Source organism: Pseudovibrio japonicus (genome assembly GCF_014651595.1).
GTDB classification, from domain to species: domain Bacteria; phylum Pseudomonadota; class Alphaproteobacteria; order Rhizobiales; family Stappiaceae; genus Pseudovibrio; species Pseudovibrio japonicus.
Genome location: NZ_BMXE01000011.1, coordinates 52,936 through 72,371 on the forward strand (window position 1 = coordinate 52,936; position 19,436 = coordinate 72,371).

Consider the following 19,436-nt stretch of genomic DNA (forward strand, 5'->3'; position numbering starts at 1 on the left):
TCAAGCCCCGAAAAGATCGGCTAGGACATAACCGCCCACCCACCAATCAACACAACCTCGGCAGTAAGAATTCCAAGGATCAACCGGTCTTTGGAGAGCTTGTACCCAATCACGCCGCCAGCCACCGCCACAAGACGCAGCCACATAGGCACATCGCCCAGAACCCCATCAGGAAACAGGATCAACCGTGCGATAATCCCGGCCACGAGCGCCGTCGCCACCGCCCGCACCCACGCAAAAACCAGACTGTCATCACGCAGTCTGCCAGCAGCAAACACACCAATCCATCGCCAGCATTCCGTCGCCAGAAAGCCCGCAACGAGGATCATCACATAAGGCCACCACACGCTGCCATAAATCTCACTCACAGCTCACCCCTTCGCGTTGCAAACAGCCACCCGGTAAAGGCAACCGTGCCGCCAACAAATCCAGTGAGCAACAAATCAGCTCCCGGAAAGAGGTAGTAAAACACCGGCCCGAGAATAAGCCCCAGCAAAAGCGCTGCCTGATCTCCACCGGTCCGCGCTGCCTGATACATGGAAAACATGAAGTAGACCGGCGTCAACATCACCAGACCAGCGGCAATCGGCCCATCAACCACTGGCAGCAACACATAAGACACGGCAGTAGAACACAGCACCACCAAATGCACCGTTCCCCCAAACCCCGCAAAGTACGGCAAGCGTGCAGCCCGTGGAAGCGATGGCAAGTTCCGCATGGCAAACACCCACGCTGTCACCGCCACAAAATGAGAGACGATCAACATATGCCAGGTCTTGGTGCGCTTCCCATCCCGCAAGACAGGAATCAGCGCAACCGTCATCGGCATCAACCGCACGGCTGAGAGCGCCACAGCAATCGCAGCAGGGATCAACCCTGTCCCAACGCTCATGGCACCCGTCAACACAACAATGCTTGGCAGCGCCCACATGAAGAAGCTCATCATCAGCACTTCAATCAGCGTCAACCCAACTTCACTGGCCAGCGAGGTGAACCCCACAAAGGCCATCATCAAAATAAGTGTCGGAAGACATACCGCACCCTTGACCCCTTGGCGGAACCAATAGGCACCTCCCTCAAATTCAGAAGGTTCATCCCCTTCTTCAACATTCATGTCGGAACTGGTCATTTAAAAACTCGGAAAAAGGCCGATACACTGCGACCCTTGGGAAGAGAAAACGCGACCCGCAATTATATAAAAACTGACTACACAGGACTACGTAACCCCACCATACAAAAAAGCCAGAGCAAATGCTCCGGCTTTTTCTCAGTAGTTCTTTAGCTTTAGTCCGCAATCGGTATGCTCGGAACATCACCACGCTTGGTGGCATCCGCACCCCGACCCGTTTTGGGAACACCAGACTTACCCTTTCCTCGAGCAGCTGGCTTCTTCCGGCTGCCCTTCGCCTTTGAGGCAGGACGGTCCTCAACACTTTCAAGAAGCAGACCTTCAAGATCCTCAGAAACGGAGACTTTAACAGTACCGCCCTTCTGAAGCTTGCCGAACAACACCTCATCAGCCAGCGGCTTTTTGATGTGCTCCTGAATGACACGGCCCAGCGGACGGGCACCCATCATCCGGTCATACCCCTTCTCGGAGAGCCATGCGACAGCTTCAGGCGTCAGCTCAAAGGTCACGTTACGCTCTGCAAGCTGAGCTTCCAGCTGCATAACGAACTTCTCAACCACACGATGGATAACGTCGTTATCCAGATTCGCGAACGGAATGATCGCATCAAGACGGTTCCGGAACTCCGGAGTAAACATCTTGTTGATCGCTTCCGCATCATCACCCTCACGGGTCATGCGGCTGAAGCCCATCGGAGCTTTTGCCAGATCTGCCGCACCAGCGTTGGTGGTCATGATCAGGATCACATTGCGGAAGTCCACAGACTTGCCGTTGTGGTCCGTAAGCTTACCGTGGTCCATCACCTGCAACAGAATGTTGAACAGATCAGGGTGAGCTTTCTCAATCTCATCCAGCAACAACACGCAGTGTGGATGTTGATCAACAGCGTCTGTCAACAGACCGCCCTGATCAAAGCCCACGTAACCCGGAGGTGCACCGATCAAACGAGAGACCGTATGACGCTCCATGTACTCGGACATATCAAAGCGCACCAGCTCAACACCCAGCGTAGAAGCAAGTTGACGCGCAACTTCCGTCTTACCAACACCGGTTGGACCGGAGAACAGATAGGAGCCAATTGGCTTATCTGGCTCACGCAGACCAGCACGGGCCAGTTTGATGGAGGCAGACAGCGCCTCGATCGCAGGGTCCTGACCGTAAACAACGCGCTTCAGACTATCCCGCAGATTGGACAGAACTGTCGCATCATCCTTGGAAACCGACTTAGGCGGAATACGTGCCATGGTCGCAATGGTTGCTTCAATTTCCTTCAGACCAATGGTCTTCCGGCGCTTACCCTCAGGCAGCAGCATCTGTGAGGCACCAGACTCATCAATCACATCAATGGCTTTATCCGGCAGTTTCCTGTCAGCAAGGTAGCGGGAGGACAGCTCCACAGCCGCCTTGATCGCATCATTGGTGTATTTGATGTTATGGAAGTCCTCAAAGTATGGCTTCAGACCTTGAAGAATCTCAATTGCATCCGGAATGGTTGGCTCGTTCACATCCACTTTCTGGAAGCGGCGTACAAGCGCACGGTCCTTTTCAAAGAACTGGCGATACTCTTTATAAGTGGTGGAACCGATACAGCGGATCGAACCGGAAGCCAGCGCAGGCTTCAACAGGTTGGACGCATCCATCGCCCCACCAGAGGTCGCACCAGCACCAATCACGGTATGGATCTCGTCGATGAACATGATCGCACCCGGATAATCTTCGATTTCCTTGACGACCTGCTTCAGACGTTCCTCAAAATCACCACGATACCGGGTACCTGCCAGCAGTGAGCCCATATCCAGCGAGAAGATCGTTGCAGTCGTGAGCACCTCAGGTACGTCACCTACAACGATACGACGAGCAAGCCCTTCAGCGATGGCCGTTTTACCAACGCCCGGATCACCCACGTAGAGCGGATTGTTCTTAGCGCGGCGGCACAAAATCTGAATGGTGCGCGAAATCTCTTTCTCGCGACCGATGAGCGGATCAATCTTGCCGGAAAACGCCTTCTCATTCAGGTTCTGACAATAGGCTTCAAGAGCCTCTGTCTTCCGTTTGGTCTGCTCAGACGTACCACCGGATGGTGGTTGAGGCATACCCACAGGCGAATCGGAACCATCCTCTGCATCTTCTTCAACACCGCGCACCCGGCGCGGTTCAGACAGGCCAGCCCGCTTGGCAATCCCATGAGAAATATAGTTTACAGCGTCGTACCGAGTCATTTCCTGCTCTTGCAAAAAGTACGCAGCATGACTCTCCCGTTCAGCAAAGATGGCAACAAGAACGTTCGCACCGGTCACCTCTTCACGTCCCGAAGACTGGACGTGAATCACAGCGCGTTGAATCACACGCTGGAACCCGGCGGTTGGTTTGGAATCATCATCCCCGTCAACAACGAGGTTCTCTAGTTCAGTATCAATATATTCAACAATGCTTTTTCGCAGTTGATCGAGATCCACATTACAGGCACGCATGACTGCAGCTGCATCCTGATCATCGATCAATGAAAGCAGCAGATGCTCCAGGGTCGCGTATTCCTGATGGCGCTCGTTAGCAAAAGCCAAAGCTTGATGGAGAGCTTTCTCCAGACTGCGAGAAAATGACGGCACAGGCGCCCCCTATTACTTTTTCTCCATTACACACTGCAACGGATGTTGGTGTTTTCGGGCGAAATCCATAACTTGCGTGACCTTTGTCTCAGCCACTTCATAGGTGAAGACTCCACATTCACCTACGCCATGATGATGGACATGGAGCATAATCTGTGTCGCATCCTCACGATCCTTATGAAAGAACCGCTCCACAACGTGGATTACGAACTCCATCGGCGTATAATCATCGTTGAGCAACAATACACGATACAAACTTGGCCGCTTCGTCTTCGGCTTAGGTTTGGTAACGGTAATCGTCCCGCCATCATCGTCATTATCCAGGTCGAAATCGCTACTCATTAGTTCTCTTTGCCCCTCCATGTATAACGCAGAGGACTTTATAGTATTTAAACGTACCCCCTGCGAATTCAAGGGATATGTATTTTCATAGGGCACACCAACAACTCCAGAAAAATCAAACAGCATTTCATCTTCTGTTTTATCATGTGCCGAAAGCATAAGTTTATCTCTGCTGAGAACACTCATTGCCTGTCGATGGTCCTTCATTCAAACTCTCATTGCAGCCTCTAAGCTGCCTACTCGCTCCAGATCTCGGGCCTGCTGGTACCCCCGGCACCCATAGCACTGGCAGTTTCCTAAATGTACTCACCCTATCAATTAATTGTAGGCACTCAGGAAACACGCGGATCACACCCCGATGTTAGTACTGATTATTCTCCGAGCAAACCGGAAAATGCAAACCAATAAGCAGAGAAAACGCTCCGCCTATCCGAAGGGGGTAACCCCGGCCCCTAACGGAACTACGTTTATTCTGCCACCCTGCAGCACAAACGCACCCACCAGAAGTCAGAAACCCATAAGAATTCAGAAACACGCCCAAATTCGAACGACCAAGTCACAATATTTTGACAGGTCCCAGAAGAGGACAGATAGGATCAAAGAAAACAGAAACAAGCGACGGGCGGACGATTTTAAACACCACAACGCAAAAAGCCCGAAGCCGTAACCGGCTTCGGGCTTTCAATCTCAATTGGATCAGATGATCACTTAGTAGCTTTAGCCAGCATATTTTCATATGGCTTGTATGCGTCTTTTGCGACTTCAGCATACATTTCACCAATCTTGGCGGCCTGACCTACCATGTTCTCGTAGCTCACTTTTGCAAAATCGGCCTGAGCTTCCATAGCCTTGTCGAGAGACTTAGCTGCTACAACCTTCTCGATTGCTGCACTGCTTTCCTCGATAGATTTCTTGGAATAGTCCGCAACTTCAGCAGAGATTGCCTGAATGCCCTTGGAAAAGGCACCGAAGCTTTGCATAGCCACATCCATGTTATCTTTGCCAAGCTTCTGCATATTTTCAAATCCTGTAACCATAAAAATTCCCTCATCAATTGGGCGGTGCCGGTATTTCGATGATTAGGTTGTTTCTCTCTTGGGGAGCAAACGCCACATCTCTAAACTTACGCTGGGATAGTATGCGACGCACAAATTTTGTCAATATTTATTTTGCACTGCAACATCTCAAAAAGACAGGGACTTGGCAGGAGACCGTAAAAAGAAAAGATAAGATTTTTGCAAACTGCCTCTACGCATTTACCGAATTGTAACCGTAATCACATCATTCTGGGTATGAAGTGGTTGGGAGGAGCGCCAAATGCTGTATTGAGTGCGGCTGAGGTTTTTAGAACACACCTCACAACATCACACCGAATTTTTGTAGAGAGCGCGTAAGCCGCCAACCTTGCTCACGGGGCGAAAAAAACATGGGTCTGCGTAATTTTGGGCCAATTTGGCGCCTGAAGAAGACATTTGGACAAGTTCTTGGCATTATTGCCGTGACAGTAGCACTCGCTACACTTCCTTCCATAGCGGAAGCAAATTCCAAATATGCCGGAATTGTGGTTGATGCCAAAACCGGAAAGGTTTTGTATTCCAATAGCGCCAATGAACCGCGCTTCCCAGCCTCCACCACAAAGATAATGACGCTTTATGTTCTATTTGAGGAACTTGAAGCTGGCCGTCTTTCGCTCAACAGCAAGATGAAGGTCTCCCGCTACGCGGCTGGTCGCCCACCAACAAAGCTTGGCCTGAAAGTTGGCAGCTCTTTACTTGTAAAAGATGCCATATATGGGCTCGTCACGAAGTCCGCAAACGATGCGTCGACTGTGATTGCAGAACACATCTCTGGCTCCGAGCAAGCCTTTGCCCGCCGCATGACGCGGACTGCCCGCGCCATCGGCATGCGCAACACCACATTCAAGAATCCGCACGGCCTGCCAAATTCCAAGCAGGTCACCACCGCCGCTGACCTTGCGCTGCTGGGCCGCGCGGTTCAGGAGCGTTTTCCGAAATACTACGAGTTCTTCAATACCCGGTCCTATACGTTTCATGGTCGCCGCATGGGCAACCACAACAACTTGCTGGGCCGTGTGCAGGGTGTCGATGGCATCAAAACCGGCTACATTAATGCCTCCGGTTTTAACATTGTCACCAACGTGAAACGCGACAAGCGCCATATCGTTGCTGTGGTATTGGGTGGCAGAACCGCCAGAACCCGTGATGCGCAGATGGTCAAGCTGATCAATCAGTACCTGCCAAAAGCATCCCGTGGTAGCCGTACTGCACCAATGCTTTATGCCGGCGTGAAAGACTACAAGTTCCCGAAAGTCGCACCGGCAATTCCGGTAGCAAAAGCGACCACGCAGCAGGCGGATGAGCCAACACTCATGGCCTATGCCAACGCGAACGGAGCAACTCCGAACTCAAAGCCAAACGACCCAATCGCAAGAATGCTGGAGCAACAAGCCGCTGTTCCTGCACCGCGTAAGGAACTGGTTGCCAATTCACTGGCAGCGCCTGAAGCCTCCGCGCCAGCAGCAAGTCCGGCACCTTCGGCCGCACCCGTCGAGAGACAGATTGCGAGCCTGAAGCCAGAGGACATCAACACATCTGGCTGGCATATTCAGATTTCTGCGACCGACAGTCAGGATAAAGCCATCAAGCTCCTGAAAAACGCGCGCGCTGCAGCAGCATCAACCCTGCGCAACAAACGCATTTACACTGAACCGGTCAAATCCAAGAAACAAACTCTGTACCGCGCGCGGTTCATCGGGTTTGAAACCAAAACAGCCGCCTGGGATGCTTGTGCCGAGCTCAAGAAAGCCAAGTACTCCTGCTATGCCGTCTATCAGTAACTCGTATCAATCACGGTGAGTCTAATGTCTGTTGAGAAGCCGATCCTTCGCCTCGTTGAGTTTGGAAGCCAGGAAAGCCGACCCCCCACTATCGGGGTGCAATCGCTTAATCAGTCTGCGATGAGCAGCTCGGATCTCGTCCACAGAGGCTCCCGGCGCAAGTCCAAGAACCTCGTAGGCCTCCTTCTCAGTCAGAGCGCTAGAGCCCGCCGTGTCTCGCTGCCCCGCTGTGGAATCCGCCTGGAAGTTTACACGCCAGTTGGAGAGCCTGCTATCGAGGTAAGCTTCGAGTAGGGCAACACTGTCCCCATCCCGCTGCACTTCGCGCCAAAGCTGTTTGAGCTCTGCAACCTGCAATGAACTCAAGGCACGGCCCGCAAATGTACCGGCAAGCACCTTGCCCTCAAGCTTCTTGCTATCATGCTCCAGTTCCATATGGAGAAAAGCAGAGGAGATGTTGGAAGTCTGACCGGCGCTCTTTGAAGCCCCTCCCAGTCCGCCAAGGGAGAACCCGCCGGGAAACCGGAAATTCTGCGCAGATCCCCACCCCAGAAGGGAAAGCGCAAACGCAGCGAGCGGCAGCGCAATGACATACCTGCCTGTGACCGCTAGAAAAGCGCAAAAGACCAGCAATAATCCGCCGATCAGCATCTTCAAAACTTCTGCAAGTTTTGCCGGATTGGACTGCGTCATCCACTTAGCGAAAAGATAGAGGACGGCAAGAACCAGTCCTCCAAAGACCAAATAGCCCATATATTACCTGACATGCATTACTTAAGGTGTTCTATCAAGAATTGCGCACCTTTATGCCCCGATTGCTCAAGTTGCTCAAGGGCCTGTCTGCCCCCCGCTGAATATGTGGCAATCGCAGCAAGCAGTCCGCGCAAGCTGGCAGCAGATCCCTGATCAAAATTCAGATAGACCCCGTTGCTCAACCGCGCAATCTCCCGGTATGCCCGCTCTGCCACAATGTCCTTGCCTTCCTGAAAGACAAAAACCGGAACGCCCAGCAAGCCAAGCTCCCCTGCCTTGTCACAAACAAGGTCGGGATTCTCCTCCATGCAGTCGCCGATATAAACCACCGCCTGCACCCGTTTCTTCCGGGTCTCCGCCAAAGCATGGTCCAGCACTTTGCGAATCTGCGTTCGTCCGGCCTGCACACGGATCTTGCGCATCATGCGCCCCAGTTCCTTGGAATTGCTGACCCAGCGCGAGGACTTACACTCACCATAACCACGGAAGAACACCAGCTGCACATCCAGCGAGCCAACGCGGCCCGCCTCAATGAACATCTCCTCCTGCAAATGACAGGCCTGATCCCACGTGGGCTGACGGCTCATCGTCGCATCCAGTGCAAAGATCAAACGGCCACGTTCATCACCCTCCGGCGCTGCAACAGCCCCCTTCGCAGCCTCCAGAAAATTGGCAAGATCGCCCTTGCCCGCTGCAGGATTATTCACGAAACCGGTTCTTTTGGAGAGCTTGTCTGACATTGGCACACCTGTATTCACGTCATGTCCGATTATGAAGGCGTTTTATTTCAAGAGCTTGAACAATTCTTGGGACAGTTTGTTCATTTTGCTGCCTAAAGACCAATACCCACTATTGGCGCAGTGAGAATGCCTACAAAATCTGCTATGTCCGAGTATATCAGTTTCTGCTTGCAAATGGGCTCAACAGTGACTGCACGATCCCATTACCAACAACAGATAAAAAAAGCTGCACAGCAAAGAAATATAGGGATGTGTTCCCACATGGAGACATCAATGAGAAATCTCCCGGACGTATACCGCGGCGTAGACGCACTTCGGGCTGCACTTGCACCTCTGAGGCAAGAAGGCAAAACAATCGCGCTTGTTCCGACCATGGGCGCTCTGCACGCCGGTCACCTGTCGCTGGTCGAGAAGGCCCGCGAACACGCCGACATCGTGATTGCTTCGATCTTTGTGAACCCAAAACAGTTCGCTCCGGGCGAGGATTTCGAAAGCTATCCAAGAACCGAAGAGTCCGACCTGCAAAAGCTGGCGGACCACAATGTGTTTGGCGTCTTCGCTCCAAATGCGAAAGAAATGTATCCCAATGGTTTCGCCACCTCCATCCAGATCGAGGGTCCGGCGCTTGGATTGGAAACCGACCACAGACCGCATTTCTTCAACGGCGTTGCAACAGTGGTAGCAAAGCTGCTTCTGGCCGTACTGCCAGACATCGCTGTGTTTGGCGAAAAGGATTACCAGCAGCTGCGTGTGATTGAGCGCATGGCCAAAGACCTGCATCTGCCAACCAAAATCGTCGGCGCCCCGATCGTGCGCGAACACGATGGTCTCGCCATGTCATCCCGCAATGAGTATCTCGATGCCAAGGAACGCCAGACAGCAATCGCCATCTCGCAAACGCTGACCACAGCGCGAAACGCACTGCGCAACGGCGAAAGCTGGATTGATGTTCGTAAGAAAGCTCTGGCCGCTCTGAAACTCTCCGGCTTTGCAACTGACTACTTCGAGCTGCGCCATGCCAAGCACCTGGGCACGCCCATTGAAACCAGCGGCGCCCGCATTCTCGTCGCAGCGAAAGTCGGCACTACCCGACTGATCGACAACATCGAAGTGTAAGGCGTTGCCCTAACAAGGGTGCACTGATTTTCAGAGAAAAGAAGTAACAACAAAAAGCAATCTTCGGGCAATTAAACGCAATTGCCCGGAGCACTCCCCATAGCGCCAGTTCTAAATCAGACAGAGCTCCTGCAGCTCCCGGCGCATAGCCTCCGGCATATCCGCAAGTTGATCCTGATCCAGCAAAGGTCCGGTCACATCCGGCGGTGCATCTGATGGTTTTAGGTAGCGCCAGCCCTGAAAGGCTCTGCGTGGCTGGAGCTGGGTCTGATGAAGGTAAGGCTCCATCACAAGCTCACACCGCTTCTTGCCAGCATCATCTTTGTGAACGCGGATATCAATCAGTTTCTGTCGAACCTGAACATTGCCCTTGATCACCCAATAGAGCGAGCCACCATCAAGCAGTTCGTCAATGCGCGTTGGCACCATACGCGTGGTATGGATCTGTTCATCGCTCAAACCTTGGGCCAGCGCATGAATCTGCCGCTGTTCGATATAATTCCGCAGCTGGTCAACGCTTTCCACGCCAACACAGAGTTTCACCAGATGTAACGTCATAGGGCTGAAATAGCAGGAAGAACGTTTTTTTGCCAGCCAAAGCAACCCCCATAGCTAACGCCTTACACAAACATATTGGTGATCACTCAGGCTCGTCGCAAAGCCCAGCGCAGCCAGATAATCCACCTGCTACACCACACATGCGCAAATCGTTTCCGGCCATCAAGCTGTAAGAGCTGCAGAAGAGTATTTTGAAGGGAACGAGCACAAGCTCGAAGAGGAAGGGAAGAAGCGCTGTGTGAACGCACAGAGCGTGATCAGCAGCACATTATCGATTTTCATTTACGGATAGAACCACCCAATGAAAAAGGGATGCAGACAAAACGTCCGCATCCCCATTTAAAATCTACGTCTGGGCAGCAATTATGCGATTAGCTGCCGGCACCTGCAAATACGTAAAGCAGTGCCAAAACGCCGCCAAGGGTAGCTACGGTCCAAACAGTGAACCCCCAGCAAGACTTTTGAATTTCGTGGTCCATAAAACACCATTTAATGGTTGATATGAGTGCGCCGAGGAGACCCCGTCAGCACAGGCCGCAGGAAATATCCCTCTCGTGCCCAAAGCGCAACAGCAAAACGGCAGATTTGACCCATCAGATCGCCGCAGTCCTGTCTAACTTCGCAACCACATTTCTCACGCTTAGATATACACGATCGATAAAATCTTGTATTGCCAACAGCTTACGTCAAATTGAAATTACTAAAAATCTCGACAATTACTAAAAAATGACCATGCATTTTTTTTAGGAAAATTCGTCGGAAACCCGACTTTTTTGGGGTTGTAACTTCAAATCACGACAACCTGAAGCCCGTTTTTTGACATATCAGAGCCGCTTGAACTGCAAATTAGCTGGGTTCACTGAGTCTCAAATAGCCCCCGGCCCTAGCCCCTTCCTCTAAATCATGCCAAACAGATATCAAGCACTGTATGAACGCAGGCTGAATTCCCGACACCGGCTTAGAAAACAGAAAGATCAATGCTACAGATCCAGCTTTCCAACATCATAGCCATCTTCTTTTTCATCTTCGCATGGGGCTTGTACAGTTGGCTGGCCTACCGCAGCCCATGGTCAAAACACACACTTTCCTACGCTATGGACGCGCACCGATACCGATGGATGCGCGCCATGCTGAAGCGCGAAGTACGCATTGCAGACACGAACATCGCCTCCGGCTTGCAACAGGGAACGGCCTTTTTTGCTTCGGCCTCTCTTATCGCCATTGGTGGGACGGTCACCCTGCTTAGCGCTATGGATGAAGTCGCAAACATGGCAAAGCTGCTCGAGCTGCCGTTTCTCGATGACCCGCTGCAGAACGAAGCTAAGACATTCGGCCTCATGGTTATTCTGGCCTATGCTTTCTTCAAGTTCGGTTGGGCTTACCGGCTATTCAATTACACCACTATCGTCATGGGCTCGATTCCCGATGATGCACACGACGAGAACGATGAAGCTGTAGAAGCCTCACTGCGTGCAGCGCGGCTGGCAACCCTCGCAGGCCGTCACTTTAGCAACGGCCAACAAGCATTGTTCTTCGCTGTCGGTTATCTGGGATGGTATGCAGGCCCCTACATCTTCATGGGTACGACCCTGATGGTAACGCTGGTGCTGCTACGCCGTCAGTTCTTCTCCAAAGCAAGAAAAGCCGTATTACCTGGTCCAAACGCGCAGGATCTGGTCAGCTCCGGCGCCTGATAGACATTCACCGGTGAGGGGAAACCCTTGAGCGGGTAAGTCCCCACATAAGTCCCTTCACCGCAGTCAAGGATGTTCGCTACAGCCTGCGAAATCAGCATCTCCTGATTAAGACGCTTGGAAAGTTCAGCAATCCGGGCAGCCTCGTTCACCACCGGCCCAACAACTGTAAAGTCCAGTCGCCGCTGACCACCCACATTGCCAAAGAACACACGCCCGGCATGCACGCCCATTCCCACGTGTATAGCAGGCAAGTCGGCAAAACCATCCGCATTGGTCGCAGCCAGTTCCGCAAGGCTTTCCCGAAGCGCGGCCATCGCCTCACACGCAGCAATTCTGGCACTTTGTGCATCCGTATAAGGAAACACCGCTAAAACCTCATCTCCGATAAACTTCAGTATCTCGCCACCATGCTGCTCAACACGCGATGTGATGATGCCGAAATACTCGTTCAGCAGGCGCAACAGCGCCTTATCAGGCAGGTAATTGGAAAATCTGGTGAAGTTGCGAATATCAGAGAACGCCACAATCGCGTTGATATGCTCGCCATCTCCCCGCTGAATCTCCCCATTCATCACTCGCTGCCCGGCGCGCGCGCCAAGGTAAGTATCAAGGATGCTTTCAGAAACTCGCCGGGAGTTGAACAATTCGCAAATCATCGAGAGCGGCACTGCGATCCGTTCAAACAAAGCAACATCGCCATCGCGGAACCCATCTGCCGTGCGCGAGGCAAATCCCAGCCCATGCAGATCACCATCGGAAAATGTCATGGGAACAGACACATACTCCGTATAGCCCTGCGCCTTCAGCTCCTGAGAAATTCCAAGCTTGTCATACTCATCATGGTGCCCAAACTTGTGCCTGATAACCTTGCCACTCTCGACAGAGCGCTTCCAGAGACTTTGATTGTATGACTCATTGCCTTCAGCCGCCCCCTGGCAGTACCGGATACGAGGTCCGACACCACGCTCCCAGATAAGGCCTTCACCATGATAATTCGGGTCCAGAATAGAAATGCCAGCCGAGATCCGGTCAACTTCAATGCCCATCTTAAGCAAACGCTCGCCTAAGACCGCAAAGATACCGTTGGGATGCCCCAACATCTTGGCATCCTTGGACAGCCATTCCAATAATTCGCTGAGTGACGATCTTTCAATTACAGTCATTTACACCCCGGGAAAGGAAACCACATAGAAGCTGCCTTTCGTGAGCAAATTCAGCAGTTTCTCCAATACGTTTCGTCATTTTCTTCCACCCCAGACGCTTAGCTCAATACCCTCATGAAATTCGCAGCTTTCTACCTGGCTTCCCCACTCAGCAACAATCACAAGGCGCAGTTCATCAACTCGACGGCAAAGATAAGTCACAGACGAGACACACGCTCCAGCCCGGCACGCAATACGACCCTGCAACAAAGCAGGAGCTTTGCTTGTCGTAATCATTCATCGGGAAGCTGCCTATGCGGCAAACGCAAAATGCGTGCACTTAGGGCAAGAAGACCTGAAAATCACCGAATACCGCGCACTCCGTTCCGCTGGTATCTATTACGCATTGTAACTCATGATGAAGGTAAGCTGGCAAAGCACTGCTACTGGATTTCAAATATGTAATCCCAGACACGAAATACAAGGCCCATCAAAAGAAATGAGCTAACATCGGTTAGCTCTTCTCCAAAGCAAGAAAAGCAGTATTACCCGGTCCAAACGCGCAGGATCTGGTCAGCTCCGGTGCCTGATAGACATTCACCGGTGAGGGGAAGCCCTTGAGCGGGTAAGTCCCCACATAAGTCCCTTCACCGCAGTCAAGGATGTTCGCTACAGCCTGCGAAATCAGCATTTCCTGATTAAGCCGTTTGGAAAGATCAGCAATCCGTGCAGCCTCGTTCACCACCGGCCCAACAACCGTAAAGTCCAGTCGCCGCTGACCGCCCACATTCCCAAAGAACACACGCCCGGAATGCACGCCCATGCCAACATGGATGGCAGGCAGATCCGGGAACCCGCGAGCATTCTCGACCGCCAGATCCGCAAGGCTTTCCCGTAGCGCTTCCAGCGCCTCGAATGCCGCTATTCTGGCACTCTGTGCATCGGTGTAAGGAAACACCGCCAGCACCTCATCCCCAATGAACTTCAGGATCTCACCGCCATGCTGTTCAACACGGGAGGTGATAATGCCGAAATACTCATTGAGCAGATGCAGGAGGGCTTTATCAGGCAGATAATTGGAAAATCCGGTGAAGTTGCGGATATCAGAAAACGCCACAATCGCGTTGATATGCTCGCCATCCCCACGCTGGATCTCCCCCTCCATCACCCGCCGTCCGGCGCGTGTACCAAGATAGGTATTCAGGATGCTTTCAGAGGCCTGCCTGGAGTTGAACAACTCGCAAATCAACGACAACGGCGCTGAGATCTGCTCAAACAGATCGACATCTTCGTCGCGAAACCCGTCGCCGGAACGGGTCGCAAACGCCAATCCATGCAGCTCGCCGTCGGAGAACTTGATAGGCACAGAAACATAGTCCGTATACCCCTGCTCCTGGAGCTCCTGAGAGACTTTGAGCTGGTCATACTCATCGTGCTGCCCAAATCTATGACGGATGATCTTGCCGCTTTCGATGGAGCGCTTCCACAGGCTTTGATTATAAGACTCGCTCGATTCCGGGGTCTGTTGGAAGTATCGGATGCGCGGCCCCACACCTCGCTCCCAGATAAGCCCTTCACCGTGATAATTGGGGTCCAGAATAGAGATACCGGTCGAGATCCGGTCCACCGCAACACCCATTTTATGCAGTCGCTCCCCTAAAACCGCAAAGATACGGCACGGACGCCCCAGCATTTTTGCATCCTGGGACAACCACTCCAGCAGATCGTAGCGAGACGACGACTCAATTACAGACATTTACACCCCAGAGACGAACGAAGAGAAGACCACGTAAAACTACTATGCACACAAACAAATGTGGCAGGCACTCCAATATTCTTCATTATTTACTATCCAACTCAGACATTTACAGGAACACCTTCAAGAAACCATCGCATTTATTGCTATATTTTCTCCACAATTCAACACACGCCCAACGTGTAAATGCTTCAAATTTCTAAAAATTTGTAGCCAAAAACTATCCCAACTTCTATTTTCACTCGACATATGAACGCTGCACGCATTTCGTGATTGCCCGGCACATCACTGCGTCCTAATCGAGAAATCCAGCAATGTTACATCGCTTTTACCTGATCATCGACAGCGCGGAATGGCTGCCCCGCATTCTTCCCCTTGGCGTCAAATTTATCCAGCTCCGCATTAAAGATAAGTCAGAGGACGAGATCCGCACTCAGGTCCGTCAGGCAAAACAGCTTTGCAACAAGGCCGGTGCCGTTCTCGTGGTCAATGATCACTGGCAAGCAGCCTACGACGCGAATGTAGGCTACGTGCACTTAGGACAAGAGGACTTGAAAACCGCAGATTTCCACGCACTCCGTTCAGCGGGGATCTACTACGGTGTTTCCACCCATGATGAAGCCGAGCTAGACACAGCTCTGGCGCTCGATCCAGAATATGTGGCGCTCGGTCCGATTTACAAGAGCACCAGCAAAGAATTGACCTGGCAGCCCCAGGGCCTCGAAACTCTGAAGAGATGGAGAGCACGTACCGACAAGCATCTTGTGGCCATCGGCGGCATCACGCTTGAGCGCGCAAGCGATGTATACGCAAGCGGCGCAGACAGCGTTGCCATCATCTCAGACGTCACCGCCGCACAAGATCCTGAGCAACGCATCACCCAGTGGCTTGAAACCTCCAAATCCTGGTAGCGCTGAACCGGGCAGCAAAAAAGGCAGCCACCGGGCTGCCTTTTTTCCATTCCTGCCAGTAAGAAGCTATCAGGAAAGCTCGGAAGCGTTGTTGACCACTGAGCCAACAAGACCGTACTCGATACCCTCTTCAGGGCTCATCCAGTAATCACGGTCTGTGTCTTTTTCAATGCGCTCAAGCGGCTGACCAGTTGCATCTGCAAAGAGCTGGTTCAGACGATCACGCATCTTGAGAATTTCTTTGGCCTGAATTTCGATATCAGTTGCCATACCGCCAGCACCACCGGATGGTTGGTGTAGCAGGAAGCGGGTGTTTTTCGTGCAGAAGCGACGCTCACGCGGCACAGACACGTAAATCAGCGCGCCGGCACTTGCCACCCAGCCCATACCCAGAATACGAACTTCCGGCTTAATGAACTTGATCATGTCATGGATCATATCGCCGGACTCAACGTGTCCGCCCGGAGATGAAACAATAACGGTAATCGGGTCGTTGCTGACTTGTGCAAGTGCAAGCAGACGGGAACAGACATCCTGAGCCATCTCTTGTGTCACAGGTCCTGTAATCAGCACTGTACGCGCATCAAAAAGATGCTTGTCCACCGGGATGGACTTTTCAGGATTCTTTGGCGCGTCTTCATCACCTTCAAGGCGACCTGACGTCGAAGCACAATAGTCCGTCATGCGAATGACATGCTCCCTTATATTAGCTACCGCCCAACGCGGCAGACTCTGATCAAACATAACTAAAAGATACTGCGGCAGACCGCAAACACACAAAGTGATAGCCTAACAGAAATTCCCTAGGAAAAAGAGGGTGTTCTCCCTACACTTTTGATAGGCAATTCAAATGCCGCCGTTTCTCCACGCGAAATTAAGTCGTTCGCCCGGTCTCAGAACCATTATTCCAAACTAAAAGCAAAGGAATAACGTTTTAATAACCTTGCAACTCTCATACTCCGTAAAAATAACGATCCACTTATAGCTGATATAGACACGAAGGGGATGGTGTCTAGTCCTGAACACAGCACAAAGGGATTTTCGGGTTTGACTGGTTTTACTGAAACGCTGGATGCCAACGTCCATTACAACTCGCCTGTCCCGGAAGGGGACCAGAGTGCGTTCGCGCGCGTTGACACGCCCATGTACGTTGTTGACATCAGCCAGACCAAGCTTGTCTGGGCAAATCCTGCAGGTCTTTCCTTTCTGGGGCTCACTCTGCAACAGTGCATTGACCCCACCGGAGGCTTCCAGACCACCCTCCCTGCCCCCTTTGATGATCCAGCCGTTGGTGACAAACTGCGGACATACCTGCAGCAGGCAAAAGAAGAAGGCCCAATCACCAAATGCATCACGGTCATTGCAGATAAGCAACCGGTCACAGTCTTCTGCTCCGTCTCCCCCCAGTCCCTGAATACAGGTAATCCAGCGCTTCTGGTCCAGATGATTCCGGAGGTTCGCAGCAAGCCTGAACAGGTGCGCAGCGCACAGGTCTTACTCTACACCACCTCCATAATCGCCATGTTTGATGAGAACGGAAAACTCATCTTCGAAAACCCCGCAAGCCGCACAAACCGCCCTGATGGCACCGATGACCTGATCAAGCGCATGTGCAATCCCCGCGACTTTAACAGCTTGATGGAGGAACTGCGCGTATCAGGAGAGGCGAATATCGTCGCGCTCATGAAAACGACGCAAGGAGAACGGTGGTTCAACCTCAACGCCCGCAGCGGGCATGATCCCTTTTCCGGCAACCCGGCAATTCTACTTTCCGCCTCAGACGTTACACAATGCCTCAAGGCTGAACACGAAGTACGCTATCTGGCACACCATGACACGCTGACCGGTCTTGCCAACAGAACATTCCTTGAGATCGAAGCAGAGCGCCATCTGGACGAAACCCGCCTCACAGGCAATCCCGGCGCCCTCATTTTCATCGATCTTGACCGCTTTAAAACAATCAACGACACCCTTGGCCATCTTGTTGGCGACGATCTTCTCGTCATCATCGCCAAGCGCCTCAAAGAGGTCGTCGACGGTCTCGGCTTTGTCGCCCGTCTCGGCGGTGACGAATTCGTTGTGCTCATCACCAACTTCGCGGATTTCGACCTGCTCGACGATATCAGCCGCGAGATCAGAACAGCCCTGTCCCAACCGTGCAAAGTGCGCGGACACATGCTGCAGGTCACCCCATCCATTGGCGTTTGCACTTACCCCGAACACGGCGTTGATATGGATACGCTCATGCGCAAGGCTGACCTTGCCATGTATAAGGCCAAAGAACTGGGCCGCAACCGCATCTGCTTCTTCAATATTTCCATGTCACGAGAAGCAGAAGAGCGCCTCAGTCTGGAAAACGCATTGCGCCAGGCCCTGCGCAATAAGGAACTGGCCGTCCACTACCAGCCGCGCATTTCCGCAGCAAGCAATCGCATCATTGGCGCCGAAGGCCTGTTGCGCTGGCACCACCCCACCCGCGGCCTAGTATCCGCTGGCAGCTTTATCGAAATTGCCGAAGAAGCCGGCATGATTGATGAGATTGGTAACTGGGTCGCCCGCGAAGCCATGCTGCAACAAAAGAAATGGGCAAATGCCGGCTACGACATCGCCATTTCCATCAACCTGTCCCCAGCCCAGTTCCGCCACGGACGCATATCCCAGCGCTTACACCGCATCCTGCTGGAAACCGGTGCCTCCGCCAGCTCAATCCGCTTGGAGATTACCGAAAGCGCACTTCTCAGCGACGCTAATGAAACGCTGAAAGAACTCAACGTCCTGCGCGATCTGGGCTTTACGCTGGAGATTGATGACTTCGGCACCGGATACTCAAATCTGGGCTACCTGCAACGCTATCCGGTCACCGCACTCAAAATCGACCGCTCCTTCATCGCAGACACCAAGCGCTGGCCAATCGTGCAAATGATTGTACAGATGGGGCGCCTCCTGAACCTGACACTGGTGGCAGAAGGCATCGAGACAAAAGAGCAGCTCCGACAGATCCAGAAGCTACAGTGCCACGAATATCAGGGGTACCTGTATTCCCCTGCCGTCTCCTCCGATGCATTCGAGTGTCTGCTCAAAGGCCAGCACATATTGGCTGCCCCTCCACCAAAACCAGCCCCGCAGCTTGGCGCGTTAGTCTAGGCTAGCCTGCGCAGAGCGGCTAAGCTCGATCAACGCATCCAGAGCAGCCTCGGCTTTGTCCTCCGGCACAAAAATGTGGTCGTGATAGTACGCGGCCACAACATTGGCGGAGATTCCTGCCTCCGCCAGCGCCTTGGAGAGCGCAGCCGTCAGCCCAACCGCCTCAAGCGAGCTGTGAACCGCAAGCGAGATACGCCGGAAACACGGCTGCGTCTCAACACCCGCCTTCCCTGCATTTTCAACGGAAAGAATGGCCGTCAGCCCTTCATTCTCCCAAAACAATCCAAGAGGTGAGAACTCGGTCACCTCATCCATTCCCCCAGTTGGAAAGGTGGAGAATACAAAGCTCTCTTCGGAAAGAGACGCCTCCATGGAGGCACGCAGCACTTGCAAATCCGTTCCGCCGTGCGATGTCATAGCCAAAGGCTCCCCATTTATAACCCCCTACTGCACTTCTCAGATGTCGAAAGGGTTGGTATATCCTGTTGAAATATCGTGCGAATAACCCACAAAACTGCAGGCAACATTCACTCATAAACTAAGCGGCCTTGCCCGGAAAAGAAATAAGTTTCAAGCGCAACTCCCGACCTGCCAGCTAGCGCGACAAACCTGATCGGGCAGATCCACAACCCCTCCATTTATGGACTTGGTGTGTAGGCTCTAATGAACTTCCATTATCGTCTGC

General features: G+C 52.5%; 17 protein-coding genes and 1 pseudogene. 6 read left to right on the forward strand and 12 right to left on the reverse strand.

Going from position 1 to position 19,436, the window contains the following annotated elements:
* Nucleotides 1–20 precede the first annotated feature (20 nt).
* The 5 genes from IE076_RS21185 to IE076_RS21205 form a co-directional block, all read right to left on the reverse strand.
* Nucleotides 21–368, reverse strand: coding sequence for an AzlD domain-containing protein (locus IE076_RS21185; protein WP_189438800.1), 348 nt, complete (start codon nt 366–368; stop codon nt 21–23).
* Nucleotides 365–1,129 (reverse strand): AzlC family ABC transporter permease, encoded by a 765-nt coding sequence (locus tag IE076_RS21190; protein ID WP_189438801.1) that lies wholly within the window; start codon nt 1,127–1,129, stop codon nt 365–367. The genes IE076_RS21185 and IE076_RS21190 overlap by 4 nt, the downstream gene beginning before the upstream one ends.
* A 155-nt stretch (nt 1,130–1,284) precedes the next feature.
* Entirely contained in the window at nt 1,285–3,735 is a 2,451-nt protein-coding gene (gene clpA, locus IE076_RS21195; RefSeq protein WP_189438802.1) for an ATP-dependent Clp protease ATP-binding subunit ClpA, read from the reverse strand.
* 12 nt (nt 3,736–3,747) lie between these two features.
* The gene (gene clpS, locus IE076_RS21200) at nt 3,748–4,077 is read right to left on the reverse strand and encodes an ATP-dependent Clp protease adapter ClpS (RefSeq protein WP_054666257.1); all 330 of its coding nucleotides are present in this window, start codon (nt 4,075–4,077) and stop codon (nt 3,748–3,750) included.
* A gap of 704 nt (nt 4,078–4,781) precedes the next feature.
* A complete protein-coding gene (locus IE076_RS21205; protein ID WP_189438803.1) occupies nt 4,782–5,114 on the reverse strand; it encodes a phasin family protein in 333 nt (110 codons plus the stop codon).
* A 389-nt stretch (nt 5,115–5,503) separates the two neighbouring features.
* Between IE076_RS21205 and IE076_RS21210 the strand changes: the two genes are divergently transcribed.
* The gene (locus IE076_RS21210; protein ID WP_189438804.1) at nt 5,504–6,934 is read left to right on the forward strand and encodes a D-alanyl-D-alanine carboxypeptidase; all 1,431 of its coding nucleotides are present in this window, start codon (nt 5,504–5,506) and stop codon (nt 6,932–6,934) included.
* Between the two features lie 21 nt (nt 6,935–6,955).
* On the opposite strand, the gene IE076_RS23015 is transcribed toward IE076_RS21210, so the two are convergent.
* A complete protein-coding gene (locus IE076_RS23015; protein ID WP_189438805.1) occupies nt 6,956–7,687 on the reverse strand; it encodes a J domain-containing protein in 732 nt (243 codons plus the stop codon).
* Between the two features lie 17 nt (nt 7,688–7,704).
* A complete protein-coding gene (locus IE076_RS21220) occupies nt 7,705–8,427 on the reverse strand; it encodes a vWA domain-containing protein (RefSeq protein ID WP_189438806.1) in 723 nt (240 codons plus the stop codon).
* A 273-nt stretch (nt 8,428–8,700) separates the two neighbouring features.
* Between IE076_RS21220 and panC the strand changes: the two genes are divergently transcribed.
* Nucleotides 8,701–9,543 (forward strand): pantoate--beta-alanine ligase, encoded by an 843-nt coding sequence (panC, locus tag IE076_RS21225; protein ID WP_189438807.1) that lies wholly within the window; start codon nt 8,701–8,703, stop codon nt 9,541–9,543.
* 111 nt (nt 9,544–9,654) lie between these two features.
* On the opposite strand, the gene IE076_RS21230 is transcribed toward panC, so the two are convergent.
* Nucleotides 9,655–10,101, reverse strand: coding sequence for a DUF1489 family protein (locus IE076_RS21230; RefSeq protein WP_189438808.1), 447 nt, complete (start codon nt 10,099–10,101; stop codon nt 9,655–9,657).
* Nucleotides 10,102–11,078: 977 nt separating this feature from the next.
* Here IE076_RS21230 and IE076_RS21235 point away from each other — a divergent pair.
* On the forward strand, nt 11,079–11,795 hold the full coding sequence (locus tag IE076_RS21235) for a DUF599 domain-containing protein (protein WP_189438809.1): 717 nt from the start codon (nt 11,079–11,081) through the stop codon (nt 11,793–11,795).
* Here the strand turns inward: IE076_RS21235 and IE076_RS21240 are convergent.
* Nucleotides 11,720–12,961, reverse strand: a complete 1,242-nt coding sequence (locus IE076_RS21240) for an adenylate/guanylate cyclase domain-containing protein (protein ID WP_189438810.1) — start codon at nt 12,959–12,961, stop codon at nt 11,720–11,722. The genes IE076_RS21235 and IE076_RS21240 overlap by 76 nt on opposite strands.
* Nucleotides 12,962–13,181: 220 nt before the next feature.
* On the opposite strand from IE076_RS21240, the pseudogene IE076_RS21245 reads away from it, so the two are divergent.
* Nucleotides 13,182–13,352, forward strand: a pseudogene (locus IE076_RS21245) (thiamine phosphate synthase); the annotation flags it as partial.
* Nucleotides 13,353–13,454: 102 nt separating this feature from the next.
* On the opposite strand, the gene IE076_RS21250 reads toward IE076_RS21245, so the two are convergent.
* The gene (locus tag IE076_RS21250; RefSeq protein WP_189438811.1) at nt 13,455–14,696 is read right to left on the reverse strand and encodes an adenylate/guanylate cyclase domain-containing protein; all 1,242 of its coding nucleotides are present in this window, start codon (nt 14,694–14,696) and stop codon (nt 13,455–13,457) included.
* 314 nt (nt 14,697–15,010) lie between these two features.
* Between IE076_RS21250 and IE076_RS21255 the strand changes: the two genes are divergently transcribed.
* On the forward strand, nt 15,011–15,607 hold the full coding sequence (locus tag IE076_RS21255; protein WP_189438812.1) for a thiamine phosphate synthase: 597 nt from the start codon (nt 15,011–15,013) through the stop codon (nt 15,605–15,607).
* Nucleotides 15,608–15,676: 69 nt separating this feature from the next.
* On the opposite strand, the gene IE076_RS21260 is transcribed toward IE076_RS21255, so the two are convergent.
* Nucleotides 15,677–16,291: an ATP-dependent Clp protease proteolytic subunit gene (locus IE076_RS21260; RefSeq protein WP_189438813.1), complete on the reverse strand. Its 615-nt coding sequence runs from the start codon at nt 16,289–16,291 to the stop codon at nt 15,677–15,679.
* A gap of 363 nt (nt 16,292–16,654) precedes the next feature.
* Here IE076_RS21260 and IE076_RS21265 point away from each other — a divergent pair, with 363 nt between their 5' ends.
* Entirely contained in the window at nt 16,655–18,751 is a 2,097-nt protein-coding gene (locus IE076_RS21265) for a putative bifunctional diguanylate cyclase/phosphodiesterase (protein WP_209009373.1), read from the forward strand.
* Here the strand turns inward: IE076_RS21265 and IE076_RS21270 are convergent.
* A complete protein-coding gene (locus tag IE076_RS21270) occupies nt 18,743–19,168 on the reverse strand; it encodes an ACT domain-containing protein (protein ID WP_189438814.1) in 426 nt (141 codons plus the stop codon). The genes IE076_RS21265 and IE076_RS21270 overlap by 9 nt on opposite strands.
* Nucleotides 19,169–19,436 lie beyond the last annotated feature (268 nt).

Bases quoted from the DNA above. Each gene is read 5' to 3' on its own strand.
- IE076_RS21240 (WP_189438810.1), bottom strand. From the start codon at position 12,961: ATGACTGTAATTGAAAGATCGTCACTCAGCGAATTATTGGAATGGCTG.
- IE076_RS21230 (WP_189438808.1), bottom strand. From the start codon at position 10,101: ATGACGTTACATCTGGTGAAACTCTGTGTTGGCGTGGAAAGCGTTGAC.
- IE076_RS21220 (WP_189438806.1), bottom strand. From the start codon at position 8,427: ATGTCAGACAAGCTCTCCAAAAGAACCGGTTTCGTGAATAATCCTGCA.
- clpS (WP_054666257.1), bottom strand. From the start codon at position 4,077: ATGAGTAGCGATTTCGACCTGGATAATGACGATGATGGCGGGACGATT.
- IE076_RS21210 (WP_189438804.1), top strand. From the start codon at position 5,504: ATGGGTCTGCGTAATTTTGGGCCAATTTGGCGCCTGAAGAAGACATTT.
- panC (WP_189438807.1), top strand. From the start codon at position 8,701: ATGAGAAATCTCCCGGACGTATACCGCGGCGTAGACGCACTTCGGGCT.
- IE076_RS21270 (WP_189438814.1), bottom strand. From the start codon at position 19,168: ATGACATCGCACGGCGGAACGGATTTGCAAGTGCTGCGTGCCTCCATG.
- IE076_RS21190 (WP_189438801.1), bottom strand. From the start codon at position 1,129: ATGACCAGTTCCGACATGAATGTTGAAGAAGGGGATGAACCTTCTGAA.
- IE076_RS23015 (WP_189438805.1), bottom strand. From the start codon at position 7,687: ATGGGCTATTTGGTCTTTGGAGGACTGGTTCTTGCCGTCCTCTATCTT.
- IE076_RS21255 (WP_189438812.1), top strand. From the start codon at position 15,011: ATGTTACATCGCTTTTACCTGATCATCGACAGCGCGGAATGGCTGCCC.
- IE076_RS21250 (WP_189438811.1), bottom strand. From the start codon at position 14,696: ATGTCTGTAATTGAGTCGTCGTCTCGCTACGATCTGCTGGAGTGGTTG.
- IE076_RS21260 (WP_189438813.1), bottom strand. From the start codon at position 16,291: ATGACGGACTATTGTGCTTCGACGTCAGGTCGCCTTGAAGGTGATGAA.
- IE076_RS21205 (WP_189438803.1), bottom strand. From the start codon at position 5,114: ATGGTTACAGGATTTGAAAATATGCAGAAGCTTGGCAAAGATAACATG.
- IE076_RS21235 (WP_189438809.1), top strand. From the start codon at position 11,079: ATGCTACAGATCCAGCTTTCCAACATCATAGCCATCTTCTTTTTCATC.